Here is a 26,568-nt window from a genome sequence, read left to right as displayed (position 1 = left end):
AGCGCCGGCACCGGACCGGGGAGCAGCAGGCGTGGACCGCACCTTCCAGGTCGACCTCCGAGGCGTGGTCGACCTGCTCAGTCATCATCTCTACGGCAGCCCACGGGTCTACGTCCGTGAGCTCATGCAGAACGCGGTGGACGCGATCACCGCGCGCCGGGCCACCGAGCCCGACGCCCCGGCGTTGGTCCGCATCGAGCCGCCCGAGCTGACCGGCGACGGCACGCTGCGGGTGCACGACACCGGCATCGGCCTCACCGAGGCGCAGGTGCACGAGCTGCTGGCCACCATCGGCCGCAGCTCGAAGAGGGACGAGCTGGGCTTCTCCCGCCACGAGTTCCTCGGCCAGTTCGGCATCGGGCTGCTCTCCTGCTTCCTGGTCGCCGACGAAATCCGGGTGGTAACCCGGCACGCCGACGAGCCGACGGTGCTGTGGACCGGGTACTCCGACGGCCGGTACGCCGTCGCGACCGCCCCCGCCGGGCAGCGGCGGGCCGAGCCCGGGACGACCGTGACCCTGGTGCCGCGTCGCGACGCCGGCCAGTGGCTCGCCACCGCGACGGTCACCGACCTGGCCCGGCTCTACGGCTCGCTGCTCCCGGTCACCGTCCGGGTCGGCGACGCGGTCACCACCGCCGGGGACCCACCCTGGCCGACCGCGCCCGGCGTGCCCGCCGACCGCCCGGCCCTGCTCCGGTACGCCCGGCAGCACCTCGGCGTCGACCCGTTCGACGTGGTGCCGCTGTCGGTGCCGGAGGCGGGGCTGACCGGCGTCGCGTTCATCCTGCCGACCCCGGTGAACCCGGCCGCCCGCGCCGGCCACCGGGTGTACCTGAAGCGGATGCTGCTCACCGAGCACGCCGACGGCCTGCTGCCCGACTGGGCGTTCTTCGCCCACTGCGTGGTGGACGCCAGCGAGCTACGCCCCACCGCCAGCCGCGAGGCGCTCTACGAGGACACCCTGCTGACCGCGACCCGGGAGGCCCTGGGCGCGCAGGTGCGCGGCTGGCTGGTCCGGCTGGCCCGGCACGACCCGCGCCGGCTCGCCGAGTTCCTCCAGGTGCACCACCTGGGGGTCAAGGCGCTCGCCCTGCACGACGACGAGATGCTCCGCCTGGTCGACCAGTGGTGGCCGATGGACACCAACGTCGGCACGCTCACCCTGGCGGAGTTCCGCCAGCAGCACGGCCTGATCCGGTACGCCGCCAGCCTGGACGAGTTCCGCCAGCTCGCCGCCGTCGCCGCCGCGCAGGACCTGGCCGTGGTCAACGCCGGCTACACGTACGACACCGAGCTGATCGAGCGGCTGCCGACGGTGGACCGGTCGGCGCTCATCGAACGGCTGGAGCCCAGCGACCTGACCACCCGCTTCGACGCCCTCGAACCGCAGGTGGAGCTGGCCCTGCGGCCGTTCCTCGCCGGGGCGCAGCGGGCCCTGGAACGGCTCGGCTGCGAGGTGGTGATCCGGGCGTACGACCCGGTGTCGCTGCCGGCGCTCTACCTGGTCAGCCGGTCGGCGGCGTTCAACGACCAGCTCGCCGCGACCCGGGACCGGGCCGACGAGCTGTGGGGTGGGGTGCTCGACGCGCTCGCCGCGTCCGCCCCGCCGGACCGCCCGCAGCTCGTGCTCAACCACCGCAACCCGCTGGTCCGCCGGGTCACCACCCTCGACGACCCGGAGCTGGTCGGGCTCGCTGTCGAGGCGCTGTACGGGCAGGCCCTGCTGCTCGGGCACCATCCCATCCGCCCGGCCGACGCCGCGCTGCTGAACAGTTCCTTCCTCGGCCTGCTCGGCCGGGCCGTACCGGGACGGGAGTGAGGCCGCGATGAGCGAGGACGACCTGTGGCGGATGCTGCACGGGACCACCGAAATGCCGTACGGGGCGGGGCGGACGGCCGCCCTGGAGCAGCTGCTGCGCCGGGCCGACACCGGGGACGACCGGCACCTGGCGTTCGCCGTCCGGATGCAGGCGACCACCGGGTACGTCTACGGCGGTGAGGCGGGCAAGTCCTTCGTCACCTTCTCCTGGTGCCTGGCCGAGTTCGACCGGGACCCGCAGCCGTACCACCAGGGCTACACCCACCAGCTCCTCTGGCACTTCAAGTACATGGTCAACGCCATGCTGAAGTTCCCCGAACTGCCGCTGGACCGCACGTACGCGGTGCTCGACGACATGGAGCGTCGGTACCGGGACGCCGGGCACAGCCTCCAGGCCGTGCACAAGCACCGCTACCTGGTCGCCGACCACGTGGGCGACGCCGAGGCCGCCGAGCGGTGGTACCGGGAGTGGCTGACCGCCCCGCGCGACGAGCTGTCCGACTGTGCAGGCTGCGACCCCACCACCCAGGTCGCCCACCTCGCCCACGTCGGCCGGCACGACGAGGCGGTGGCGCTGGCCGAGCCGGTCCTCGCCGGCCGGCTGACCTGCACGGAGCAGCCGCAGGCGATCCTCACCGCGCTGCTCGTGCCGTACCTGCGCACGGGGCGGGGCGAGGCAGCCCGGGACGCGCACCGGGAGGCGTACCGGCGGCTGCGGGGCAACCTGTCGGACCTGTGGGACATCGGGGACCACGTCGAGTTCTGCACGCTGACCGGCAACGAGGCCCGGGCCGTGGAGATCGTCGAGCGGCACCTGGACTGGCTGGACCGGGCACCCACCCCGGCCGCCGCGATGCACTTCGCGGCGGCGTCCGCCGCCGCGCTGCGCCGGGCCGCCGGGGCAGGCGACGTCACGCTGCACCGTCGGGCGGCCGGCGACCGGCCGGCGGGTGAGGTGTCCGCCGCCGCGCTGGCCGCCGAGCTGACCGACACGGCGACGGCGCTGGCCGCCCGGTTCGACGCCCGCAACGGCACCTCGCACCAGTCGGAGCGGATCGCCCGGCGGCTGGCCACCGGGCCCGCCGGGGAGCACCTGCCGCTCTCGGCCAGCCTGCGCCGCAGCCCGGCCGATCCGACCCGGTCCCCGCACCCGGCGGCGCCCCCGGCCGAGGAGCCGGCCGTCCCGGCCGACGCCACCGCCGACGAGTTGCTCGACCTGGCCGACGAGTGTCTGCGCACCCACCGCCGGTCGGGGCTGATCGCCGCGCTGGCCGCCTACGACGAGCGGTTCGGCGCCGCCGAGGCGTCGCCCCGGACAACGGCCCGCCGGCTGGAGCTGCGGGCGGGCGAGCTGACCGAGACCGACGGCCCGGAGGCGGCGCGGGACGCGAGCCGGGCGGCGCTGGCCGCGTACCGGGAGCTGGGCGACCAGGTCCGGGCGCAGGTGGTGGCCGGCCGGCTCGGGGTGCTGCTCTGCATGAGCGGGGAGTCCGAGGAAGGGCTGGCGCTGGCCCGGGAGGCCGCCGACTTCCTCGCCGCGCACGCCGAGGCCCGGGAGCGGGCCGCCGCGCACGACCGGCTCGCGCTGGCGCTGGCGCACCTCGAACGCTGGGCCGAGGCGCTGGCCGCCGCGGACCGGGCCGCCGCCGAGGCGTACGACGATCCGTGGTTGGCCGCCCGGGCGGCGCTGCACCGCGCGCACGTGCTGGAGGAGCTGAACCGGCCCGAGGAGTTCCGGGCGGCGGCCGGGAAAGCCCGCCGGCTGGCCCGGGAGGTGGGCGTCGGCGAGCTGGTCACCGCAGCCGCGCTCGCGTACGCCCGGGCGGTGGACGACACCGCCGAGACGGTGGCGGCCTGCGACGAGGCGCTGCGCACCGCCCCACCGGGCGCCCGGCTCCCGGTCCGGGTGTTCCGGGCCCGGGCGCTGCTCGCCGCCGAGCGGGCGGCCGAGGCGGTGGAGGACTTCGCCGAGGCGGTGACCCTCTGCGTGGAACAGGGCGCCGACGGGGACGCCTTCCTGCGCTGGGAGCTGGCGAACGCGTACCGGGTCGCCGGGCGGCCCGCGGAGGCGGCCGAGGTGGCCGAGGAGGCGGTGCTCGGTCTGGACCGGCTCGGGGCCCAGGCCGAGGCGGACCGCTGCCGGCATCTGCTGGTCGGGATCTACGTCGACCTGGGCGAGCTGGAACCGGCGCTGGCCCTGCTGGCCCTGCTGGCCCGCAACCTCGACGGGCCGGACAACCTGCCGCACCGGGCGCAGGTTCTGGAGGAGGCCGGAGGCCTGCTCTACGACGCCGACCGGGACGCGTTGGCGGGGCAGCGGTTCGCCGAGGCGGCGACGGCGTACCGGCTGGCCGGGGCCCCGGTCGACGAGCTGCGCGCCCGTCGCCGCGAGGTGGACGCGCTCTTCTGGGCAGGCGGCGGGCCGGCGGCGGTCCGCGCGGTCGAGGTCTGCGACGGGCTCGCGACCGCGCTGACCGGTCAGCCGGAGCAACCGCCGGTGGTGACGTACGAGGTGGCGCTGGCCGCCGAGGCGGCGGCCCGGGTGCTGGCCGGCGCCGGCCGAACGGACGAGGCGCTTGACCGGTTGGCCGAAGTCCCGGCCCGGTTGCGGTCGATCGAGGCCTTCGGCGAGGCGGCCCGGGCGGAGCTGCTCACCGGCGAGACGCTGGTGCACGCCGGCCGCCCCGGCGAGGCCGAGCCGCTGCTGCGCGAGGTGCTGGGCGGGCTGCCTCCCGGCTCCCGGTCGGCGGCCCGGGCCGCCTGGCTGCTTGCGGGGGCGCTCGACGAGCTGGGCCGCCCGGACGAGGCGGCGGCGGTCCGCGCAAAGCACGGGCTGACCGACGACGAGGAGGACTGACCGGGGCCGGCGGATACGACCGACGGTTAACCGAGCCCCACCCCGTCCGGGGGCGGGTCTAGGCTTGCCCGGTGAGCGTGGAGCAGCGGGCACGGGGGACGGCGGGCGGCGTGGCGGGTACGGGTCGGCGACGGTCCCGGCGGGACGAGATCCTGGAGATCGCGGTCGGGCTCTTCGCCGCGCGGGGCTATCACGGCGTGTCGATGGACGACATCGGCGCCGCCGCCGGGGTCACCGGCCCCGCCCTCTACCACCACTTCGCCGGCAAGGAGGCGATGCTGGTCGCCGCGCTGGTTCCGGTCAGCGAGGGGCTGCTCGACGGCGGGCGGGAGCGGGCCGCCGGTCACCCGGACGACCCGGGCGGCACGCTGGAGTCGCTGATCGACTTCCACGTCGAGTTCGCGCTCGCCAATCCGGCCGTGATCGCGCTTCACCTGCACGAGCTGGACCGGCTGCCGGACGAGCCGCGCCGCCGCATCCGCCGGCTCCAGCGGCTGTACGTCGAGGAGTGGGTGACCGTGCTGACCGCACTGCACCCGGGGCAGCCCGCCGGCGAGGCGCGGGTGCTGGCGCACGCGGCGTTCGGCCTGATGAACTCGACACCGTTCCTCGGCGGTGAGGTGGACCGGCGGCGCCGTGCCGCCCTGCTGCGCGCCGCCACCCTGGCCGCCCTGCTGACCGAGGCGGCTGCCTGAGCCCCACCCGGGGAGCTGCCTCGGCGAACGCGTCAGCCTGAACATCGGGCTCCCGGCGCTCGACCTTCGGCCGCCAGGGCGGCTCGACAGCCCGGCGTCACCCGCTGGGGAAGGAGGCAGGCCGGGGCGGGCGGTCAGTGGCGCTCGGTGCAACTTCGTCGACCTGGCGAAGCGCCTCGGCTGACGCCGCTCGACCCGCACGCCCTTCAACCCGCAGGCCCTCGGCATACGCCGGGGGTCTGGTTCGTTGCCGAAGCAGGACAACGCGGGCGATCGCCACCACCGAAAACCGATCGCCGTTGTGAAGATCGGGTAGATCTTGGAAGATTTCGGCCCCCGGAGGGGCCGGTTGCTTCCAAGATCTACCAGTTCGGGGTCGGCGGCCTCCCGGGAACCGCCGCCGGCCCGGGAACTCCCCGGCTACGGCTCGACTCGTGGGGGACGGGGCAATCGTGGTTTCCTTGCCTCCGTCCCACCGTTTGGACACTGGAGGAGAACATGATCGAGTCGCTGCTGGTCGCCAACCGGGGCGAGATCGCCCGCCGGGTCATCCGTACCGCGAAGCGGCTCGGGATCCGCGCGATCGCGGTGCACTCGGAGGCCGACGCCGACCTGCCGTTCGTCACCGAGGCCGATGAGGCGGTCTGTGTCGGCCCGGCCAACCCGGCCCAGAGCTACCGCAACGTCGAGGCGATCCTCGCCGCCGCCAAGTCGACCGGAGCGCAGGCGATCCACCCCGGCTACGGCTTCCTGTCGGAGAACGCCGACTTCGCCCGTACCGTCGAGGCCGGCGGGCTGGTCTGGGTCGGGCCCGGCGCGGACGCGATCACCGCGATGGGCGACAAGATCAACGCTCGGAACCTGATGGCTGCGGCCGGGGTCCCGGTCGCGCCGGGCACCACCGACCCGGCGGCCGACGTGGACGCGGCGGTCGCCGCCGCCACCGGGATCGGCTACCCGGTGATGGTCAAGGCGGCGGCCGGCGGCGGCGGAATGGGCATGGGCGTGGCCACCGACGAGGCCGGGCTGCGCACCGAGTACGACAAGGTGCGCTCGTTCGCCGAGCGGATGTTCGGCGACGGCTCGGTGCTGATCGAGCGGTACTTCCCCCGGGTACGCCACGTCGAGGTGCAGATTCTCGGCCTGGCCGACGGCCGGGTGGTGGCGCTCGGCGAGCGGGAGTGCTCGGTTCAGCGGCGCAACCAGAAGCTGGTCGAGGAGTCCCCGTCCCCGGCGGTCTCGCCGGAGCTGCGCGAGCGCATCCTCGCCGCCGCGGTGCGCGCGGGCGAGGCGGTCGGCTACCGCAACGCGGGCACGGTCGAGTGTCTGTTGGTCCCGCGCCGACGGGACGTCGAGGGTGCTGGTCCCGGCTCGGAGGAGTTCTTCTTCCTGGAGATGAACACCCGGCTTCAGGTGGAGCACCCGGTCACCGAGTACGTCTACGGCGTCGACCTGGTCGAGGAGCAGCTCCGGGTGGCCTCCGGCCTCGCCCCGACGTTCGACCCGGACACGATCGTCCCGCGCGGGCACGCCATCGAGCTGCGGATCAACGCCGAGGACCCGAAGCGGTTCCTGCCCGGCCCGGGCGTGATCAGGACCTGGAACGAGCCGACGGGCGAGGGGGTACGGGTCGACTCCGGTTACGTCGCCGGCAACACGGTGACCCCGTTCTACGACAGCCTGATGGCCAAGCTCGTCGTCAGCGGCAGCGACCGGTCGGAGGCCGTCGAGCGGGCCCGGGCGGCCGTGGCGGCCTTCGAGATCGCCGGACCGAAGTGCAACCTCCCATTCCACGCCGAACTCCTGGAGAACGAGGAATTCCTCTCCGGCGACTACGACACCGGCATTGTCGGCCGGATGCGCTGACCGCTCCGGCCCGCCGGTCCGTTGCCTCGAACGCACTCCCGAGCGCCGCCCGATCACCCCCGATGGACACCGCTGGGGGCGTGCGGGAGCGGGTCGACCTGGTACGCGGCGGGGAGCGGGTCGGTGGGGCGGGGCGTGACCCATACCTGATCGAGCAGGGGCGACCGGTGCCGACCGGCCGGGGCGTCGTTAGTCGTGGCCGGGGTGGCGGAGGGCTTCCCGGCTGCGGGCGGGGCGGTGAACCGGCCGGGGTTCCAGCCCCCACGGGGCGCCCCGAGGGGCGGCACGGATGCCCGTTGCCGCAGCACGTCCTCCGGCCGGGCCTCGCCACCGAGCGGGCGGTGCCGGGAGCCGTCCCGGACCGGCTGCCGGGCCGGCGTGCTGAGGGCGTGTCGTAGCAGCTCGTTCTCGGCCTGGCTGGCGGCCAGCCGCTGCCGCAGCGAGGCGTTCTCGCGGAGCAGCTGGGCGATCGTGGTGCGGGCGCACTCGTCGGGCCGGTCGGCGTCCGCCTCCGGGGCGAGGGCGTCGGGGTGCGCCGGGTCGGCCGCCCGGTGGCCCGACGGCGGGCGCTCACCCCGGGCCGCCTCGTAGAGCCGCTCGAAGTGGCCGAGCGTGTCCTCCCGCTCGGCCTCCGCGACGATGCACTCGACGACCAGGACGACGGTCTGCCACGGGGGCCCCTTCGTCTCGGCCGTGAAGTGCCGCGAGAGTCGCTTGCGCCAGGCGTCCCGGTCGCGGGCGGGCTTGTTCCGGCAGATCCGCTCGGCCAGCCTGCTCCAGGTGTCGACCGCCCCGATCCCCGGGCAGCCCTCGACGAGGTCGCGCACCGCCAGCCCGTACGCGGACACCGCCGTGGATCCGTACCGGGACTCGTACTCATCAGCCAGTCGCTCACGCGAGACGAGCCAGTGCCGCCGATGCCATCCCCGGGGCGAGGGTGACGTGCTGGTGTCGGAGGTCATGGCCGGACCTTTCGCAGAGCTGCCTGACTCGGGAACCGTATTTGTACCCCTTCCGGTCGAACGACGGATACCTCGATCTGTGCCCACAGTCATTTTCTGGCCGGGTGGTTGTCCGGGTAGGACGGTCTGATTCCAGTCGGGAAGGCCCGCTCGGACCTCCTACGACACAACCCTTGCGGCGGGCCCGCGCCCGAGCCTCCACTTTGGCCGCCCGGCCGGGTTGCCGCCCGGCCAGAACGCCGCGCGGTCACCCGTGACCGGTCGTTGTTCCCGTCGTGCGACCGGCTGCCGTCGAACCGCCTGGCGGCGTTTATCGGACGCGCATTCTTGCCGATGGAAATCCCATCGTGCATCTTGCGTAACCGGGATGGAGAAATGGGAAGAGGAAGAGCGAACAATGGCGTGTCTCCACGCCTCGACCGTCGTCGCCTGGCCCGGTGCCTGCGGTCGGTGTCCCTGTTCACGGAGGGGGCGATGGCGATGGCGCTGGCTCTGGGCGGGGAGGAGGCCGTCGCCTGCACCGGGGTCCTCTCGGCCACGCTCCGCAGCGCCGCGGACCTCCTGGAAGGGCCCGTGCGGCGCTGACCCGGTCGCAGGCGCGGGGTGAGGGCGCGAGCCGGTGAGGGCTCCCTCGCCGGCTCGCCGCGCCTCGGCTTCGGCCCGTGTCGCTCGTCGGCTCGGTCCCCGCCGCCGGCCTGCGCCCCGGTTTCGGCTTCGCCCGTACGTTGCCGGTCGGCGGGTGTCGCCGGGTCCGGCCTGGCGTCCGGTGCCGGCCTTCTGGTTCCCTGGGGGAACCACCGGTCGGCCGGCGTCGGCTGCCGGCCGCCTTCACGAGAGGCGGCGCGGCGCGACGGCACCCCGGCGACCCGATGTCACAGCGAGGTGACCATGAGCCAGATGCCAGCGGCGGTGTCGATCCGCGAGGTCGGGCCACGCGACGGGCTCCAGAACGAGGAGCCGGTCCCGACCGAGGCCAAGGTGCGGCTGGTCGACGCGCTCTCCCACACCGGGGTACGCCGGATCGAGGCGGTGTCGTTCGTGCACCCGAAGGCCATTCCGCAGATGGCCGACGCCGACGAGGTGTGGCAGCGGGTCGCGAAGGTCCCCGGGGTGCGCTACTCGGCTCTGGTGCCGAACACCCGGGGGGCGCAGCGCGCCCTCGCGGCCGGGTTCACCGAGATCGAGGTGGTGGTCTCGGCCAGCGACACGCACAACCGGCGCAACGTCAACCGGTCCACCGACGAGTCGCTCGACGACATCGCGGAGTTGATCGACCTGCTGCACGGCGCCGGGGCGACCGCCGAGGTGATCGTGGCGACCAGCTTCGGCTGCCCCTACGAGGGCGACGTCGACCCCCGACGGGTCGCCGGCATCGTCGACCGGGTGGTCCGCGACGGTGCCGACCGGGTCGCGTTCGGCGACACCACGGGCATGGGCACGCCGCGTCGGGTCCGCGAGCTGCTGACCGCGGTACGCGACCGCAACGCGCACGTTCCCGTGCTCCTGCACTTCCACAACACCCGGGGTACCGCGCTGGCGAACCTGCTGACCGCCTTGGAACTCGGGATCACCGAGTTCGACGCCAGCGTCGGGGGCCTCGGCGGCTGCCCGTACGCCCCGGGGGCCAGCGGCAACCTGGCCACGGAGGAGGCGGTGCACATGCTGCACGACATGGGCATCGACACGGGAATCGACCTGGACGCCCTGATCGGGGCGGCGGAGCTCGCCGAGCGCCTGCTCGGCAAGAAGCTCCCCTCCGGCGTCCTCCGCGCCGGCCCCCGCGCCCGCCTGACCCCCACCCCACCTGGCTAGAACCTGTGTCGAGGTCATCGACGTAGTCACCCTTTGGTGGCGACGATGTGCGCGGTGGCGTCGGGGTGCAGGGTGGCCTGTCGTGGCGTGATCGTCTGCTGATTTGTGAGACGACACGCCGGTCGAGTTCTCCAGAATCAGCAGACGATCGTGAAGCCCGCCCACCCCAGGGACGGGGCGGGAACGTCGACGCTGATGTCGTCGCCGACCGGCGGCCAACCCCGCGGCGCCTCCTTTGCTCTGCTGCGCCCGGTGCAACGCTCGCGGAGTGTGACGGTTCTGCCGACCTCTCGTGCCGGCACCCGACGCGAAGCGGCTGCGCGACGCTGCTGCTGGTGCTGTCGTTGCACGGGCGGTGCTGTTGTTGCGGTGGCGGCAGCAGAGCAAAGGGGTCGAGGTGGCACTACCCGCCCGGCCCCCACCCCCGGGACACCTCGGTGATCAAGAGGTTTGCGTCGTGCGGCCGGCCCCGTTCTGCCGCAAACCTCTTGATCAACGCCCTTGATGGAGGGTGGGGTGGGGTGTTGGGGGGCGGGGGGATGGGTTAGCCTAACGATCGTTTAGGTTGTTTTGCCGCGCTTTCTATGGGGCGTGGTGGTCAGGCGGCGAGGGAGTCGGCGTGACGCTCGACGGTGAGGCACTGGAGCAGCTGCGTAAGCGCGTGCGGGCCGGCGGTGCGGACAAGTACCATGCGGCGAACGCCGCGAAGGGCAAGCTCTTCGCCCGCGAGCGGGTGGCGCTCCTGGTCGACGAGGGCTCCTTCGTCGAGGACGGCCTTTACGCCAACGCGCTGGCCGAGGGCCTGCCCGCCGACGGCGTGGTCACCGGCACCGCCACCATCGACGGCCGGCAGGTCTGCCTGATGGCCAACGACTCCACGGTCAAGGCCGGAAGCTGGGGCGCGCGTACCGTCGAGAAGATCATCCGGATCATCGAGCGGGCGTACTCGACCGGGGTGCCGATGGTCTACCTGGTCGACTCGGCCGGTGCCCGGATCACCGACCAGGTCGACCTGTTCCCCGGCCGGCGCGGCGCCGGGAAGATCTTCTGGAACCAGGTCCGCGCGTCCGGCTCGATTCCGCAGGTGTGCGCCCTGTTCGGGCCGAGCGCGGCCGGCGGGGCGTACATCCCGGCGTTCTGCGACGTGGTGGCCATGGTGGACGGCAACGCCAGCATGTACCTCGGCTCCGACCGGATGGTCGAGATGGTCACCGGGGAGAAGACCACCCTGGAGGCGATGGGCGGGGCCAAGGTGCACTGCGCCGAGTCGGGTGTCGGGCACTTCCTGTGCAAGACCGAGGCGGACGCGCTCGACGTGGTCCGCCGCTACCTGTCGTACCTGCCGGCGAACTGGACACAGCAGCCGCCGGCCGCCGAGGCACTGCCCGCCCCGGGGAAGGCCGACCTGGCCGCGCTCGTCCCGGCCAGCGAGCGGCAGGCGTTCGACATGCGCCGGTACGTCCGGGGTCTGCTCGACGACGGTTCCTTCTTCGAGATCCAGGCGCTCTGGGCCAGGGAGCTGACCATCGGCTTCGGCCGGCTCAACGGCGAGGTCGTCGGCGTGGTCGCCAACAACTCGATGTTCAAGGGCGGGGTGCTCTTCGTCGACTCGGCCGACAAGGCGACCCGGTTCGTGCAGCTCTGCGACGCGTTCAACGTGCCGCTGCTGTTCCTGTCCGACGTGCCCGGGTTCATGGTCGGCAGCGCGGTGGAGAAGCAGGGCATCATCCGGCACGGGGCGAAGATGATCACCGCGATCTCCGAGGCGACCGTACCCAAGATCTGCGTGGTGGTGCGCAAGGCGTACGGCGCGGGCCTGTACGCGATGGCCGGCCCCGGCTTCGAGCCGGACGCCACGATCGCCCTGCCCACCGCGAAGATCGCGGTGATGGGCGCGGAGGCCGCGGTCAACGCCGTCTACGCCAACAAGATCGCCGCCATCGCCGACGAGGCCGAGCGGGCCGCCTTCGTCGCCGCCAAGCGCGAGGAGTACGAGCGGGACATCGACATCGTCCGGCTCGCCAGCGAGCTGGTGGTCGACGCGATCGTCGAGCCGCACGAGCTGCGCGCCGAGCTGGTCCGCCGGTTCACCGCAGCCCGCACCAAGGACCGGCACTTCTCCCGCCGCCGGCACGGCGTCACCCCGGTCTGACCGCCCCCCACCCCAGGGGCACCGGCACCGCCACCGAGACCAAGGATCGTCCCACCCGTCAGCGTCACGAGCGCCCGGCGGAGGAACCCGTACAGGAGGAACCGATGGACTTCCGGCTCACCGACGAGCAAGAGGCGCTGCGGGAGAGCGTGCGGGACTTCGCCCGCGAGGCAGTCGCTCCGGTCATCGCCGAGCACTACGAGAAGCACACCTTCCCGTACGAGGTGGTCCGGCAGATGGGCAAGATGGGCCTGTTCGGCCTGCCCTTCCCGGAGGAGCACGGCGGGATGGGCGGCGACTACTTCGCGCTCTGCCTCGCCCTGGAGGAGCTGGCCCGGGTCGATTCCAGCGTGGCGATCACCCTGGAGGCGGCGGTCTCCCTCGGCGTGATGCCGATCTTCCGTTTCGGCACCGCCGAGCAGAAGGCGCGGTGGCTGCCGAAGCTGGTCAGCGGCGAGGCCCTCGCGGGCTTCGGCCTCACCGAGCCCGGCACCGGCTCCGACGCCGGTGGCACCCAGACCCGGGCCGTCCTGGACGAGTCCACCGACGAGTGGGTGATCAACGGCTCGAAGGCGTTCATCACCAACTCGGGCACCGACATCACCGCCCTGGTGACGGTCACCGCCGTCACCGGTATCCGGCCGGACGGCGCAAAGGAGCTGTCCACGATCATCGTCCCGTCCGGCACCCCTGGCTTCACGGTCGCCCCGGGCTACTCCAAGGTCGGCTGGAACGCCTCGGACACCCACGAGCTGACCTTTGACGACTGCCGGGTCCCGGCGGCCAACCTGCTCGGCGAGCGCGGCCGGGGGTTCGCCCAGTTCCTGCGCATCCTCGACGAGGGCCGGATCGCGATCGCAGCCCTCGCCGTCGGCCTCGCCCAGGGCTGCGTCGACGAGTCGCTGAAGTACGCGAAGGAGCGCCAGGCGTTCGGCCAGCCGATCGGCAACTACCAGGCCATTCAGTTCAAGATCGCCGATATGGAGCTGAAGGCGCACACCGCCCGCCTGGCGTACTACGACGCCGCCGCCCGGATGCTGGCCGGCGAGCCGTTCAAGCGGCAGGCGGCGATCGCCAAGCTGCACGCCAGCACGATCGCCGTGGACAACGCCCGCGAGGCCACCCAGATCCATGGCGGCTACGGCTTCATGAACGAGTACCCGGTGGCCCGGTTCTGGCGGGACGCCAAGATCCTGGAGATCGGCGAGGGCACCAGCGAGGTCCAGCGCATGATCATCGCCCGAGACCTCGGACTGTGAGCGGAAGGGCCCCTCGCTGACGCCCCCGGCACGGGCGGGAACACCGCCGCGACCGCTGCGGCGCGGCTGTCGGATATCCGTGTGCCGGGGCGTCGGCAGGCCGACGGTTGCCTGCCAGCCGTCACACCCGATCCGTACCCTTCCTGCCCATGGTGCCCGATCATGATCGTCCGCCGGGCGCGGACGGTCGTACCGGCCTGTCGGACCTGTTGCGCGCGTACCGGCGCGGGGCCGGCCTCACCCAGGCCGAGCTCGCGTACCGGGCGGGCATCGGCGTGCGTACGGTCCGCGACCTGGAGCGCGGTCGGTCCGCACGACCGCAGCGGACCACCGTCGAGCTGCTCACCGGCGCGCTCGACCTGTCCGGCCCGGCGCTCGCGGAGTTCATCGCCGCAGCCCGGTCCGCCCCCGCCCCGCCCGACGGCCCCGCCGCCGGGCCGTCCCGGCGCCCGCCCCCGACCGTCGGCGCCGGGCCGTCGTCGGCCGCCCAGTCCGTCGGTACGCCGATCGCGCTTCCGCCCCCGGTCGAACTGATCGGTCGGGAACGGGACGTGGCCGAGCTCGTCGATCTGCTGACCGCCGGCCACGGCCCGCCGGTGGTCAGCCTCGTCGGACTGGCCGGGGTGGGGAAGACGGCGCTGGCCCTGGCGGTGGCCCACACCGCCGCCGGCCGCGCGCCGGGGGGCGCGGCCGGGGTGCTCGTCGGGGAGGGCTCGGACGCCGCCGACGTGCTCTCGGCGGTGGCGGCCGTGTTCGGCGGCGCCCGCCCCCCGGACCTCGCCGTCCGGGTCGCGGGCCGCCCGGCGCTGCTGCTGATCGACGCGGTGGAACGCGCGCCGGACGCGGTGGCCGAGGCGCTGCACCGGCTCGCCCGGGCGGTGCCCACGATGCGGATCCTGGTGACCGGCCGGCATCCCGTCGGCCTGCCCGGCGAACGGGTCTGGCCGGTGCCGCCGCTGGACGTGCCCCCGCCCGAGCTTGACCCGGCGGAGCCCGATGTCCTCGCCGGCTACCCGGCGGTGGCGCTGTTCACCGCGCGCCTGGCCCGGGTGCGGCGGGAGCCGCCGGACCCGGCCGAGCTGCCGGCCCTCGCCGCGCTCGCCCGCCGGCTGGGCGGGCTGCCGCTGGCCATCGAGCTGATGGCCGCCCGAGGGCGCATCCTCGACCTCAACGAACTGCTCGACCGGTACGGCGACCGCGTCCTCGACCTCACCACCTCGCCGGTGTCGGCCCCCGGGCCGGGGTGGGCGGCGTCCGAGCCCGGCGGGGCGGTGGGCGGGGCACCGGTCACCCTGCGGGACGCGGTGGCGGCCAGTTACCGCCTGCTCGCGCCGGACGAGCGGGCGGCGCTGCGCCGGCTCTCCGCGTTCAGCAACCGGTGGTCGGTGGAGCTGGCTGAGGAGATGCTCGCCGACGACGCCGACCCGGAGGGCACCGTGTCGGTCGACCCGGTGCCGCTGCTGGACAGACTGCTCCAGCTCGGCCTGCTCAGCGTGCGCGGTGCCGGGCCGTTCCGGTTCCGGCTGCTCGACGCGGTGCGGGAGTTCGCCGCCGAGCAGGCCATCGGCGTCGGCGAGCTGAGCGTCGTCCGGCGGCGGCACGCCGACGTCTACGCACGACTGGTGGCCCGCATCGTCGCCGAGCTGGCCGGTTCCCAGCTCACCTCGGCGGTGCGCCGGCTCGACGAGGCGGCCGGCGACATCACCGCCGCGCTGGCACACGCGGCGGTCGACGACCCGGTCACCGCGCTGCGGCTGGCCGCCGGGCTGGCCCGCTGGTGGCGGTTCCGGGGGCGCAACGTCCTCGGGCGGCAGTGGCTGCGCCGGCTGCTGGCCGACCCGCGTACCGCGGACGCAGACCCGATGCTGCGCGCCTGGGCGGCGCTCGGAGTGGCCCGGCTGGCCGCCGAGCACGGGGCCGCGGAGCAGGAACTGCCGGCGGCGCGGGGTGCCTGGGCGGTGTTCCACCGGGTCGGCGACGTGGCCGGCGAACTTGAGGCGCGTACGGTGCTCGGCGCACTGCTGGTCGCCACCGACGCGCACGACGAGGCGCGGGAGCAGGCGCTCGCGGTCCTGGCCCTGGCCACCAGGCACAACCGGGCACGCGACATGGCTGTGGCGCAGAACAACCTGGCCTGGCACGAGACCCGGCTGGGCAACCTGGCCGGGGCCCGCCGCCGGCTGGCCGCGGTGGACCGGCTGGCCGCCCAGTGTGGCGAGCGGCGACTGCGGGTGCTGGCCCGGGCGAACCTGGCGGAGGTGTCCCGGTTGGAGGGTCGGTACGCCGATGCCGTGGCGCAGGGCCGACGGGTGCTCGCCGGAGTGGCGGAGCTCGGCGATCCGGGGCACCGCCGGCGGGCCCTCGGCACCGTCGGACTGGCGCTGGCCCAGGACGGGCGTCCGGACGAGGCGACCGAGGTGCTGTCCGGCCTCCGCTCGTGCGCGGCCGGCGACGCGGCGCTCGGTGCGGGTCCGGCCGGTGGCCGGTCGGTGCCCGGGTGGGATGCCCGTGGCCGGGTCGGGGAGGCCCGGTTCGAGGGCGCGGCCTGCGCGCTGATCGAGGCGAACATCGCCCTGCACCGGGGGGACCGGGACCTGGCGGCGGAGTGGTTCGCCGCCGCGGTCGAGGCGGGTGCCGACGGGCGGTACCGCCGGGACGTGGTGGAGGCCCTGGTCGGGCTGGCGGCGAGTACCAGCGACACGGATGTGTTCGATCGGCTGGACCGGCTCTGCCGGGAGAGCGGCATCAGTCTGCTGCCCCGGGAGGCCGCCCTGCTCGCGCCCCTGCGATCGGCCTCCGGCCATGATCTCGGACGCTGCGGCGCGGCGGAAAGGTGACGCGGAAAGGGTGACGCGGGGGGTGGCGCGAGCGAAGAAGCCCCCTGGTGTTACCCCTCGCTCATCGCTCGCGCCAGCACCCCCCGGTGCGCCCCCGCTCAGAGCACAGTAGCCACCGCAAGTGGGGTGCTTCGCCCGTTCCGCCCGGATAGCTGCGGTGGCTCAACGGATTCTGCCGGTCTTTCTGCCGGTCGGGTCAGCCGCCGAGCGGGGCGGCCGGCTCCCCCGGGTTCGGGTAGGTGCTGCCCGCCGTCGCCCCGGGGTGCACGGCGTCGCGTACCCGCCGGAGGCCGTCGAGGAGGACGTGCAGCGTGTCGGGTGCCAACTGGCCCGTGAACCACTGCTCGATGATGCGCAGATGCCCTGGGAGGGTCTGGTCCAGCCGTTCCAGGCCGGCTGCGGTGACCACGGCGTACGAGCTGCGCCGGTCGGACGGGCAGGCCCGGCGGCGGATGAGCCCGTCGCGTTCCATCCGGTCCACCACCCGGGTCACCCCGCTGGTGGAGAGCGAGGTCTGCGCGGCCAGGTCCGTCATCCGGAGCTGGTTGCCGGGCGAGCGGGCGAGGCGGGTCAGCACCTCGAACTCGACCGGGGACAGCCCGTGCTCCTCGAACTGGGCGGCGAACCGGGCCGACAGCCCGGCGTGCGCCTCGACGAGCAGGCCGACGGCGGTGATCCGGGGGTCGTCGAAAACGTTCTGGTCCACCCGTCCATCGTAGCAGTGCTTGACACAGGGAATATTGCTCTGGTTATAGTTGCTCAGTCAGCCGTTGGGCTACTAAACAATCTTTCCTGGAGGACAGCACCATGACCAGCAGCACCGGATCTGTCACCCGCGAGTGGGACGGCCTCACGATCCCGGCCGCCGGCACCTATCTGCTGGACGCGGCGCACAAGCGGGTCGGCTTCATCGCCAGGCACATGATGGTCAGCAAGGTCCGTGGTGAGTTCGCCGACGCGACCGCCACGATCACGATCGCCGAGGACCCGGCGCTGTCCTCGGTCGCCGCGACCATCCAGGCCGCGAGCATCAGCACCGCCCAGGCCGACCGTGACGCCCACCTGCGCAGTCCCGAGTTCCTGGACACCGAGACCTTCCCGACCCTGGAGTACCGCAGCACCGGCGTGAAGTCCCGGGACGGCAACGAGTTCGTGCTCTCCGGCGAGCTGACCATCAAGGGTGTCACCCGGCCGGTGGAGCTGGAGGTCGAGTTCGAGGGCGTCGGGCGCAGCCCGTTCGGCCAGGACATCTTCGGCTTCTCCGCGAGCACCGAGATCGACCGCGAGGACTTCGGCCTGACCTGGAACGTCGCCCTGGAGACCGGTGGCGTGCTGGTTGGCAAGAAGATCAAGATTGAGATCGAGGGCGAGGCCGTCCGCCAGGCCTGATCCCCGTAACTCGCGGGGACTGCGTCCCCGTACCGGAGGGACTCCGCGGGCCCGCGTCGCACCAGTCGGCGCGGGCCCGCGGCCGTGCCGGCCCACGAGCCCCTGGCGACGCTGAGCCGGTGCCCCAAGCCGGTGACGGTGCGGATTGTCACGTGCCGCCGCACGTCGTGAGCGGTGGCGGGAGCGCCCACCTGGGTAGAGATCCGTCGGCAGCGTCCTTCGTCCCGGTCGCGGTCGTCCGTCGCGGTGATCGCCCGGCGTCGGCCTCTGGCCCGGCGCGTTGGGCGCATTTACCGTAGAAGGTTCACAATGCGCTGCGGGGCGACACCGCTCCGTAGTGCCTCGCGCCGGGAGGGCACATGGGTAGGGACGTCGAGCAGGGCGCCTTCTCCCGAGAGGACAGGGTCCGCTACCGGCAGAAGGTTCGGCGGTGTCTGGACGTCTTCGCGCTGATGTTGGACGACTTCGGGTTCGACGCCGACCGGCCGATGACCGGGCTGGAGATCGAACTCAACCTGATGGACCCGGCGGCCGAGCCGGCAATGCGCAACGAGCAGATCCTCGCGGACATCGCCGACCCGCTCTTCCAGACCGAGCTGGGGCAGTTCAACCTGGAGTTGAACGCCAAACCCCGGCTGATCGAGGGCAGCGGCTTCGCCGACTACGAGCAGGACCTCCACGGCAGCCTGACCCGGGCCGACGAGCGGGCGGCGAGGTCCGAGGCCCGGATCGTGTTGGTCGGCATCCTGCCCACCCTCACCGAGCGCCACCTGGTCGCCGACAACCTCTCCACCGCCGTCCGGTACCGGGTGCTCAACGACCAGATCGTGGGTGCCCGCGGCGAGGACATCGAACTGGACATCCGCGGCATCGAGCGGTTGCAGACGTACACGGACTCCATCGCGCCGGAGGCCGCCTGCACCAGCCTTCAGTTCCATCTCCAGGTCGCCCCGGACAGCTTCGCCGACTACTGGAACGCCTCCCAGGCCATCGCGGGCGTCCAGGTCGCGGTCGGGGCGAACTCGCCCTTCCTGTACGGCCGGCAGCTCTGGGCGGAGACCCGGATCGCCCTGTTCCAGCAGGCCACCGACACCCGCCCCGACGAGCTGAAGGCCCAGGGCGTTCGCCCCCGGGTCTGGTTCGGGGAGCGCTGGATCACCTCGATCTTCGACCTGTTCGAGGAGAACGTCCGCTACTTCCCGCCGCTGCTGCCGATTTGCGGTGACGAGGACCCCGTCGAGGTGCTGCACGCCGGCGGCGTCCCCGAACTGGCGGAGCTGCGGCTGCACAACGGCACGGTCTACCGCTGGAACCGGCCGGTCTACGACATCATGAACGGCCGTCCGCACCTGCGGGTGGAGAACCGGGTGCTGCCGGCCGGTCCCACGGTGGTCGACATGCTGGCGAACGCGGCCTTCTACTTCGGGCTGGCCCGAGGCCTGGCCGAGGCGGACCGGCCGATCTGGAGCCAGTTGACATTCAGCTCGGCGGAGGAGAACTTCCACACCGCCGCCCGGCGTGGCATGGACGCCGTCCTGCACTGGCCCCGCCTCGGGGACGTGCCGGTGACCAAGCTGGTGCTCGACACCCTGCTGCCGACGGCGGCCGTCGGGCTGGACCGCTTCGGCGTCGCGCCGGCAGAGCGGGACCGCCTGCTCGGCATCATCGAGCAGCGGTGCCGCACCGGCCGCAACGGCGCCGTGTGGCAGACCGAGGCGGTCTGGGCCGCCGAGCGGCACCGGGGGATGGACCGTGGTGCGGCCCTGCACGACATGGCGCAGCGCTACGTGGCGCTCCAGCGCAGCAACGAGCCGGTGCACACCTGGCCGGTCGACTGACCCGGCGTCACCGGGCGCGCCGGCCGCCGCGGGGCTTCGGCGCAGTCGGCGGCCGGGGCTCGGTGGCCGCCTCCACGGCGGCCGGCGTTTCCGTGCCGGTATCGGGCGTGAGCGGGCCGGCCCGGACTGCGGCCGGCGTTTCCGTGCCGGTATCGGGCGCGAGTGGGCCGGCCCGGCCTGCGGTGGGCGTTTCCGGCTCGGCGTCGGCCAGGCCGGCCCGCTGCCGGGGCACCAGCACCGCGGCCTCGGACCCGGGCAGGGCCGCCGGCGGCACCGGTACGCCGGCGCGGCGGGCCACCGCCCGTTGGGCCAGGGTGGCGGTCAGCATCGACCCGGCGAGACCGGCCAGCACCGCGTACGGCGCGACGAGGTGGGCCGACACCTGCTCCCGCCCGATCGTGGCGAGGCCGGGCACGGCCAGCAGGTAGGCCAGCGCGACGAGCAGCGGGCCCGCCGCGCCCGAGGCCGCCGCCCCGAGCCGGTGCTCCGGCGACCGGGCGGTACGCCGCGCGGCCAGCGCGCCGATCAGCAGTGCCGAGCCGAGCGCCAGGAGCGCGCCGGGCCAGTAGAACCAGTCCCGGATCCAAAAGCCTGGCCGGTCCGCGCTGAGCTGCCAGATGCCGAGCTGGGCGGTGGTCAGCCCGCGCCCCGAGAACACCCCGTCCGCCACGGCGACCATTGCGAGCAGCCAGAGCCAGCCGACGGTGGCGATCACGCCGGCCGCCGCAGCCGGCGAGCGCAGCGCCCACCTGGCCACCAGCATCCCGATCAGCACCCCGACCCCGGCGTACGCGGCTGCCACGGCCTGCGGCGCGGAGACGTCCGGGACGCTCGCCACCCGGGCCGGTACAGCCACCAGCAGCAAGGTGACCAGCGCGCCGACGCCCCCGGCGAGCGCCAGGACCGTCGATCCGAGCCCGCCGACCTCGCCCCACCCGGAACCGCCGGGGACCGGGACGGAAGCGGCCGCATCGGAGGAGTCGTCCGGGCCCACCCCGGGCCCACCGACCGGCTCGGGCCCGGACGGCACACCGACCGGCTCGGGCGCGGACGGCACACCGACCGGCTCGGGCCCGGTGGGGGCGCCGACCAGGTCCACCCGGGCGGGCGTACCGACCGGGTCCGGCCCGTCGGGGGAGCCGCCACCCGCCGGGACGTCGGGCGCGGCGGGCGCTTCCGGTCGTTGCTCGGTGGCGGGGGGAGCGTCCGGGACGGGGGTCGCCGGTGTCGAGCCGCGCTGCCGCAGCCGCTGGGCGCAGACCGCGCCGGCGATCGTCGAGGTGCTCGCGATCCAGGTCGACCAGGCGAGGCCGGCCACCCAGGCCGTCCCGCCACCGACGTCCGCCGCCGCCCAGTTGATGATGCCCAGCCCGTAGCCGAAGCCCAGTTGGGCCGCGCCCGCGCCGGCAGCGACGCCGACCGCCGTGGCGATCGATCCTCCCCAGCCCCGTCTGGCCATGCCGGGGAGCGTAACGTCCCGAGGTCGGCCCGGCGAGTCGTGGCGCAGAGCGGGGCCCGGCGCTTGGCGCGGCCCGATACGGTCGCCGGTGATGAGATGGTGGGCGCGATGACGGACGGGAACAACGCTCGGGAGATGCACTCCGACGAGCCGGGCGGATCCAGGTCGGGCCGGAGGGCCAGGGTGCTCGGCGGGGGCCTCGCCGTCGTGCTCCTCGCGGCCGGTGGCGCGGCCGGCGGCTGGCTGCTGGCCGGCGAGGACGCCCCACCGGCCAGCCCGAACGCGGACGCCGGCGCGACGGTACCGGTCACCCCCTCCGAGACCCCGTCCCCGACGGTCCGGACGACTGCGCCGCCCGCGCCCAGGACCAGCGTGCCCACCCCGTCCGGCGGGCTGACCGTCCCGCCGGTGGTGGGCACGGACTTCGCGGACGCCCGGGACGAACTGCGGGACCACCGGCTCGGCTGGCGGCTGGTCTTCGGCACCGGGTCGGGGCGGGACGTGCGAAGCGCCAACCCCCCGGTCGGCTCGCCCGTGCGCCGGGGCACCACCGTCACGCTGCACGTCGCGGGGCCGGCGCCCGAGGTCAGCGTCCCGGACCTGCTCGACGACGACTGCTCCGACGCGGCCGACGACCTGGTCGAGGAGGGCCTCTACCCGCGCTACCGCACCGGCCGGGCCGGCGTCGTCACTGCACAGGACCCGGTGCCCGACAGCACGGCGTACTGGAACGACTCGGTGACCCTGACCTGCGGCAAGGAGCCGGCGGAGCCGAGCGGGGAGCCGACACCGACCCCGTGACCTCCGGCCCGGCGCACCGACTGGCCTCCCACCCCTGCGGCTCGCCGCGCTGATCCCGGCCGATGCGCGCGGCAGCGGTTAGCGTGAACGCCGAGGGCCAGGCCGCCCGCCCGGTGGGGAGATGACGTGCGATGAGCGACGACCGCCAGGACCCGCCACCCGACGACGACGATCGCACCCGGCCGCTGCCGGGTTCCTCGCGCGGGCTGCCCGCCGAGGAACCGGCCGACGCGACCCGCCCGCTGCCCCGGTCCGGGGACACCGGTCGGCAGCCGCCGGCCACCCCCGCGGTCTGGTCCGGGCGGGCCGGGGTCCCGCCGCCGCGCCCGGCGGACTACCGCGACCCGGCCGGCGAGGACTGGTACGCCGAGGACCAGCCCGGCCGGCGCTGGTGGACGCCGATCCTGCTCGGTGTCCTGGCGCTGCTGCTTGTCGGCCTGCTCGGGGCCGGCCTCTGGCTGCTCGCGTCGGCCGACGACTCTTCCGGTCCCGGGGAAACCCCATCGGCGCGGCCGACCACCGCCCCGGCGACGACCGGCGCTCCGACGACCGACGCTCCGACGACTGGGGCGACGACCGCCGGGCCGTCCAGCACCCCGCCGTCGACCACCCGACCCGCGGTGCCGATGCCGCCGCTGGTCGGGCTGTCCCGGGCGAGGGCCGAGCAGGTCCTGGACGAACTCGGCATCGAGCACCGGGTCGAGGCTCGGGAGTCCGACCAGCCGGCCGGCACGGTGCTTGAGACCGATCCCGGCCCCGGCGAGCTGGTGCCCGCCGGGGAGGAGGTCACGCTGGTGGTCGCGGCGGCCCCGGCACCCACCACCAGCGCGGTCGAGCCGTCGGCGACCACGGCTGCCGGTCCGACGCCCTGATGCTGCCGGGCCGGCCCTCGGCGGCGAGGGGCCCCGCCGTGTCGGTCGGGCGGTCACCACCTCCGGCCCTCGACGGCGCCGGAGCCCTCGCCGTGTCGGTCGGGCGCTCACCACCTCCGGCGTCTGGTCCCGACGAGTCCCAGTCCGGCCAGCGAGATGGCCAGGCCGAGGACCCCGGACCAGAACAGTGAGCGGCTCACGCCGTCCCGGCGTTCCGCTGCCCCGCCCGGTGCCCGGTGGGCCTCGACCACCGCGTCCGTTCCGTCGCCGGCGCCCGCTCCGGCGGGGCCCGGTACGCCGACCACCCCCGCCGGAGCGCCCCGCGCCCCTGCCGGGGGGTCCCGGTCGGCCCAGTCCGGCCCGGGATCGGGCCGCTCGTCCACCACGGTGATCTCGGGGGCCGGGACCGGAGCGCTCAGCTCGGTGGCGGACAGGGCCGGATATCGGACCACCACCACGAGGGTGGTGACGGCGCCGAGCAGCGCCAGCAGGCCGAAGGCGTAGAGGGTGCGGGAGCGGTGGTGTCGCCGCGCGGCGGGCAGAATGACCATGACCATCCCAGGTTCAGGGTCCGGGACGCGCGGGGTGGAAACGTTCGCCGGGGTGGGCGTACCGATTCTATGCCGGCGGCACGCCTCCCGACCTGCGATTCCGGTGGGTCAGCCCACCCGGACCGCCGTACGGACTACCGGGCGGCGCTGGCGGACGGTGTGCTGTTGGGGCTGCGGCGCGGTCCGGAGCTGACGCAGCCCGGCCGCCTGCACGAAGATCGACCGCTGGCTGACCGCGTCCCCCGCCGCGTTCAACTCGTAGCCGTTGAGCCACACCCAACCTTCGTACGTGGGCCAGTCGTGTACCCGGATCACGCGGAACATGATCGGTCTGAGGAACTGGACACTCGCCGCGCGAGTCACGTGCACTACGTCACCTGAGCGAGGAAGCACAGAGGACTCCTGGAAAGGATCGGCCGGCGTACGCCGGCGGTGATTTCGGGGGATGCCGTGGGCCCGGTCACGTGGTCGTGCCTCGTGAACCGGTCAGGCGGGCGGTGGTGGTCGGGTTGTGCCCGCTGGTGGCGTGCCGTCACCCGACCATCACCCGACTGCACCCGGTCGTCGCGCCCGCCGTCGCAGCCAGCGGCATGCGGCAACGGGGCCTGGAACCGGGGCAGGTCCGTGTGGTGCCTGGGCCGGGCCCCTCGACCGGGCGCTCCGTCGCGGCGGAGCGCCCGCCTCTCCGGTGGCCGACCGGAACGGTGAGTGACCTTGGCCCTACGGACAGACTGCATCAGCGGCGTGTTTCATGCAAGTTGCATGTCGACTTTTGCCGATACGTGAGCGGCGCGCGGAAATAGACGCTTGATGCCGCTGTCCCCGGGGCGGCACACTGGACGCCGGTTTCGCCCGCCGCGGCCGGTCGACGACCGCACCACGCCTCTGCCGCGAAAACGCTCGCCGCCCGACGGTCGCGCCCCCGGCGGGCGTCGAATCCGGGCGCGATCGACCGGAGGTAACCGGGTGAGCGCGAGCAGCGATCGGTCCGGCCACGTGGCCCGCTGGGGGACGCCGTGAGCGAGCGACACAGCCCCACCATCCGCCGTCGCAGGCTCGGCGCCGAGCTGCGCCGCCACCGCGACGCGGCACGCATCACGATCGAGGTGGTCGCCGAGCGGCTGGAGTGCTCCGCGTCGAAGATCTCCCGGATCGAGACCGGCCACACCACCGCCACCCCGCGCGATGTCCGGGACATGCTGCTGATCTACGGGGTGTCCGGCACCGAGAGCGACGAGCTGGTGCAGATCGCCCGGGAGGCCCGGCAGAAGGGCTGGTGGCACCCGTACAGCACGGTGCTGGTCGGGTCGTTCGTCGGCCTGGAGTCGGCCGCGAGCTCCATCCGGACGTACGAGCAGCAGGTGGTGCCGGGCCTGTTGGAGACCGAGGAGTACGCCTCGGCGATGATCCGCGCCGCCCGTCCGGACTTCACCGCCGATCAGGTCCAGCAGAGAGTGCGTGTCCGAATCGACCGCCAGTCGTTGTTGACCCAGGACGATTCGGTCGATCTCTGGGTGGTGCTCGATGAGGCGGTGCTGAGCCGGCCGGTGGGCGGCGACGCGGTGATGCGTGGTCAGCTCAGGCGGCTGGTGGAGGTGGCGGAGCTGCCGAACGTGACGCTCCAGATCCTGCCGTTCTCGGTAGGGGCGCACGCCGGCATGGACGGCACCTTCACCATCCTCAGCTTCCCCGAAGCGGGTGATCCCGATGTCGTGTACGCGGAGAACGCCACGGGTGGGCTCTTCCTCGAGAAGAGCGACGAACTGCAGAAGTACAACTTCATCTTCGATCACATTCGAGCAGCAGCCACACGGCCGGAGGAATCCATCGCACAGATCGCAAAACTGGCAGAGGAGCCGTTGTGGAAGTGGCGACCAAGTGGTCCCGTGGGGACCTGACGCGGGTGACGTGGTTCAAGAGCTCGAAAAGTGGGCCGAACTGTGACAACTGCGTCGAGGTGGCGTACGTGACCGGGGCGGTCGGGGTGCGGGACTCGAAGGACAAGAGCGGGCCCAACCTGATCTTCGCTCCGGGTGACTGGCACGCCTTCGTCGCCGGCACCAGGGAAGGCACCTTCGCCCGGGACTGACGGACCGGACCCAGACACGGCGGGCGCGGCCCGTCCGGCAGCGTTGCCGGACGTTCCGCGCCCGCCGCGCGTCCCGGGGTGGGACCGTGACCTGCGGGTACGGATCGGCGGCCAGCGGCACGGATCGGATCCGGACCCGTCGCCACCCCCGCCCCGGGTCGTTGTACCTCTCGGTACGGCGCTGGTCGACAACCCGCCGCACGGATCGGTAACCGAGCGAGGCAGGCGAGACGATGACGACGATCGGGTCAGAGAACCTCACCAACGGTCCGGGCAAACCGGAGCGGTTCGGCGGTAAGTACCGCGGGGCCCGCCGGGACACCGTGCTGACAGAGGTGGTCTCCGCCGACACCGATTTCGGTGGCAGGGAAGGCGGGGCGCCAGCCCCCGAGCAGGCCGGGCCGCCGCTGTCGCTGCCCTCGCTGGACCCGAACCCGCTCACCGAGCCGTCGTTCCCGCCGGCCGGCTGGCCGACCGGGTCGGCCGAGTCCCTGGCCGACCACCCGTTGCTGCGCGGCCTGCTGCTGGAACTGCCGCCGAAGGGGAGCGTGCCCCCGCCCGGCTGGATGGACCGCTGGTTCGAGGCGACCCGGGCGATCCTGGAGCTGCTATACGTGCAGGGGACTGGCCACCCGCGATGACCCCGGCTGCTGCTGGGGCAGCGCCCGCTCGGCCAGCCGGCTGTGGCGCAGCGCGTGTCGTACCCCGATGGCGGCGACACCCAGCGCGCCGACGGTGACCGCGACCCCGGTCGTGCCGGGCCCGGCGAAGACCTCCAGGCCGCTGGCCGAGAGCACACCCGGGACGGTGGCCAGGCCGGTGACCTGGAGCGGCAGGCCGACGAGCGGATGGGCGGCAGCGGCCCGCAGGCCGTGCGGGGCTGGGGCATGCGGTGCCGTGGCGAGGGCGCCCGCGCCGGTCCGCAGCCGGCGGATCCGCCGGGCGGTGCAGACCGCGACGAGCAACGCGGGTGGGGCCGCCAGCGCGAGCCCGGCGGCGGCCCGGTCCACCGTGCCGGCGCCGGCGCTCTGCAACCCGGCGGCCAGCACGCCCGCCGTCAGGCCGAGGCCGGTCAGGGTCAGGGCGAGTACCCATCCGGTACGCCGGTGCAGTGCCCGGGCGCGGTCCAGCCGGGGCAGCCGGTCGGCGAGGAACCCCGCGGCCAGCCAGACGCCGGCGACCAGCAGTAGAACGATGAGATGCCCATCCATGCGCCCAGCCTCGCCCAACCCGGCCCCGGGGCGAATCCGGGCCAGCCCCCGGTTCGTCCCGCAACTGCCACCAGTAGGGGGGCGGGGGTCGGCGGGAGG

The 26,568-nt window shown here is 74.0% G+C and carries 22 protein-coding genes; 16 read left to right on the top strand and 6 right to left on the bottom strand.

The features are described from left to right. The first annotated feature begins 31 nt into the window (after positions 1-31). The 4 genes from ACH4T9_RS23345 to ACH4T9_RS23330 all read left to right on the top strand — a co-directional run bounded on the left by ACH4T9_RS23345 (position 32) and on the right by ACH4T9_RS23330 (position 7,237). Positions 32-1,819, top strand: coding sequence for an HSP90 family protein (locus ACH4T9_RS23345; RefSeq protein ID WP_396671802.1), 1,788 nt, complete (start codon positions 32-34; stop codon positions 1,817-1,819). A gap of 7 nt (positions 1,820-1,826) precedes the next feature. Further along, positions 1,827-4,676: a hypothetical protein gene (locus tag ACH4T9_RS23340; RefSeq protein WP_396671801.1), complete on the top strand. Its 2,850-nt coding sequence runs from the start codon at positions 1,827-1,829 to the stop codon at positions 4,674-4,676. Between the two features lie 71 nt (positions 4,677-4,747). Next, positions 4,748-5,371: a TetR/AcrR family transcriptional regulator gene (locus ACH4T9_RS23335; protein ID WP_396671800.1), complete on the top strand. Its 624-nt coding sequence runs from the start codon at positions 4,748-4,750 to the stop codon at positions 5,369-5,371. A 498-nt stretch (positions 5,372-5,869) separates the two neighbouring features. Next, complete coding sequence (locus tag ACH4T9_RS23330) at positions 5,870-7,237, top strand: acetyl/propionyl/methylcrotonyl-CoA carboxylase subunit alpha (protein WP_396671799.1); 1,368 nt, start codon at positions 5,870-5,872, stop codon at positions 7,235-7,237. A 53-nt stretch (positions 7,238-7,290) separates the two neighbouring features. Here ACH4T9_RS23330 and ACH4T9_RS23325 read toward each other — a convergent pair whose 3' ends face one another. Continuing rightward, complete coding sequence (locus ACH4T9_RS23325) at positions 7,291-8,199, bottom strand: hypothetical protein (RefSeq protein ID WP_396671798.1); 909 nt, start codon at positions 8,197-8,199, stop codon at positions 7,291-7,293. 450 nt (positions 8,200-8,649) lie between these two features. On the opposite strand from ACH4T9_RS23325, the gene ACH4T9_RS23320 reads away from it, so the two are divergent. From ACH4T9_RS23320 to ACH4T9_RS23300, 5 genes are all read left to right on the top strand, one after another. Continuing rightward, positions 8,650-8,784 (top strand): hypothetical protein, encoded by a 135-nt coding sequence (locus ACH4T9_RS23320; protein ID WP_396671797.1) that lies wholly within the window; start codon positions 8,650-8,652, stop codon positions 8,782-8,784. A 303-nt stretch (positions 8,785-9,087) separates the two neighbouring features. After that, on the top strand, positions 9,088-10,011 hold the full coding sequence (locus tag ACH4T9_RS23315) for a hydroxymethylglutaryl-CoA lyase (protein WP_396671796.1): 924 nt from the start codon (positions 9,088-9,090) through the stop codon (positions 10,009-10,011). Between the two features lie 619 nt (positions 10,012-10,630). Continuing rightward, a complete protein-coding gene (locus ACH4T9_RS23310; RefSeq protein WP_396671795.1) occupies positions 10,631-12,163 on the top strand; it encodes an acyl-CoA carboxylase subunit beta in 1,533 nt (510 codons plus the stop codon). A 104-nt stretch (positions 12,164-12,267) separates the two neighbouring features. Next, positions 12,268-13,422, top strand: a complete 1,155-nt coding sequence (locus ACH4T9_RS23305; RefSeq protein WP_387025439.1) for an acyl-CoA dehydrogenase family protein — start codon at positions 12,268-12,270, stop codon at positions 13,420-13,422. Positions 13,423-13,571: 149 nt separating this feature from the next. After that, positions 13,572-16,259: an ATP-binding protein gene (locus ACH4T9_RS23300; RefSeq protein WP_396671794.1), complete on the top strand. Its 2,688-nt coding sequence runs from the start codon at positions 13,572-13,574 to the stop codon at positions 16,257-16,259. A gap of 196 nt (positions 16,260-16,455) precedes the next feature. On the opposite strand, the gene ACH4T9_RS23295 is transcribed toward ACH4T9_RS23300, so the two are convergent. After that, complete coding sequence (locus ACH4T9_RS23295; RefSeq protein ID WP_396671793.1) at positions 16,456-16,965, bottom strand: MarR family winged helix-turn-helix transcriptional regulator; 510 nt, start codon at positions 16,963-16,965, stop codon at positions 16,456-16,458. A 101-nt stretch (positions 16,966-17,066) separates the two neighbouring features. On the opposite strand from ACH4T9_RS23295, the gene ACH4T9_RS23290 reads away from it, so the two are divergent. Together ACH4T9_RS23290 and ACH4T9_RS23285 are read left to right on the top strand one after the other, a co-directional pair. Next, on the top strand, positions 17,067-17,648 hold the full coding sequence (locus ACH4T9_RS23290) for a YceI family protein (protein ID WP_396671792.1): 582 nt from the start codon (positions 17,067-17,069) through the stop codon (positions 17,646-17,648). Between the two features lie 359 nt (positions 17,649-18,007). Continuing rightward, positions 18,008-19,486: a glutamate--cysteine ligase gene (locus tag ACH4T9_RS23285; RefSeq protein WP_396671791.1), complete on the top strand. Its 1,479-nt coding sequence runs from the start codon at positions 18,008-18,010 to the stop codon at positions 19,484-19,486. A gap of 7 nt (positions 19,487-19,493) precedes the next feature. Here the strand turns inward: ACH4T9_RS23285 and ACH4T9_RS23280 are convergent, their stop codons facing one another. Beyond that, positions 19,494-20,945: a hypothetical protein gene (locus ACH4T9_RS23280; protein WP_396671790.1), complete on the bottom strand. Its 1,452-nt coding sequence runs from the start codon at positions 20,943-20,945 to the stop codon at positions 19,494-19,496. A gap of 108 nt (positions 20,946-21,053) precedes the next feature. Between ACH4T9_RS23280 and ACH4T9_RS23275 the strand changes: the two genes are divergently transcribed. Next, a complete protein-coding gene (locus ACH4T9_RS23275; RefSeq protein ID WP_396671789.1) occupies positions 21,054-21,746 on the top strand; it encodes a PASTA domain-containing protein in 693 nt (230 codons plus the stop codon). A 131-nt stretch (positions 21,747-21,877) separates the two neighbouring features. Further along, positions 21,878-22,618: a PASTA domain-containing protein gene (locus ACH4T9_RS23270; protein WP_396671788.1), complete on the top strand. Its 741-nt coding sequence runs from the start codon at positions 21,878-21,880 to the stop codon at positions 22,616-22,618. Positions 22,619-22,725: 107 nt separating this feature from the next. On the opposite strand, the gene ACH4T9_RS23265 is transcribed toward ACH4T9_RS23270, so the two are convergent. Both ACH4T9_RS23265 and ACH4T9_RS23260 read right to left on the bottom strand, forming a co-directional pair. Continuing rightward, positions 22,726-23,175: a hypothetical protein gene (locus ACH4T9_RS23265; RefSeq protein WP_396671787.1), complete on the bottom strand. Its 450-nt coding sequence runs from the start codon at positions 23,173-23,175 to the stop codon at positions 22,726-22,728. A gap of 102 nt (positions 23,176-23,277) precedes the next feature. After that, on the bottom strand, positions 23,278-23,562 hold the full coding sequence (locus ACH4T9_RS23260; RefSeq protein ID WP_396671786.1) for a hypothetical protein: 285 nt from the start codon (positions 23,560-23,562) through the stop codon (positions 23,278-23,280). Between the two features lie 623 nt (positions 23,563-24,185). On the opposite strand from ACH4T9_RS23260, the gene ACH4T9_RS23255 reads away from it, so the two are divergent. The 3 genes from ACH4T9_RS23255 (at position 24,186) to ACH4T9_RS23245 (ending at position 25,899) form a co-directional block, all read left to right on the top strand. After that, positions 24,186-25,067 carry a helix-turn-helix domain-containing protein gene (locus ACH4T9_RS23255; RefSeq protein ID WP_396671785.1) on the top strand — a complete coding sequence of 294 codons (882 nt, stop codon included), beginning with the start codon at positions 24,186-24,188 and terminating at the stop codon, positions 25,065-25,067. Then, a complete protein-coding gene (locus tag ACH4T9_RS23250) occupies positions 25,037-25,258 on the top strand; it encodes a DUF397 domain-containing protein (RefSeq protein ID WP_387025515.1) in 222 nt (73 codons plus the stop codon). Before ACH4T9_RS23255 ends, ACH4T9_RS23250 begins: the two co-directional genes overlap by 31 nt. 233 nt (positions 25,259-25,491) lie before the next feature. Then, positions 25,492-25,899: a hypothetical protein gene (locus ACH4T9_RS23245; protein ID WP_396671784.1), complete on the top strand. Its 408-nt coding sequence runs from the start codon at positions 25,492-25,494 to the stop codon at positions 25,897-25,899. On the opposite strand, the gene ACH4T9_RS23240 is transcribed toward ACH4T9_RS23245, so the two are convergent. After that, a complete protein-coding gene (locus ACH4T9_RS23240; protein ID WP_396671783.1) occupies positions 25,867-26,469 on the bottom strand; it encodes a hypothetical protein in 603 nt (200 codons plus the stop codon). The genes ACH4T9_RS23245 and ACH4T9_RS23240 overlap by 33 nt on opposite strands. Positions 26,470-26,568: the final 99 nt, after the last annotated feature.

It is taken from the genome of Micromonospora sp. NPDC020750 (assembly GCF_044334565.1).
GTDB lineage: Bacteria > Actinomycetota > Actinomycetes > Mycobacteriales > Micromonosporaceae > Micromonospora.
The sequence above is the reverse complement of the archived record's forward strand: the minus strand, read 5'-3'. Positions and strand labels throughout refer to the sequence as shown.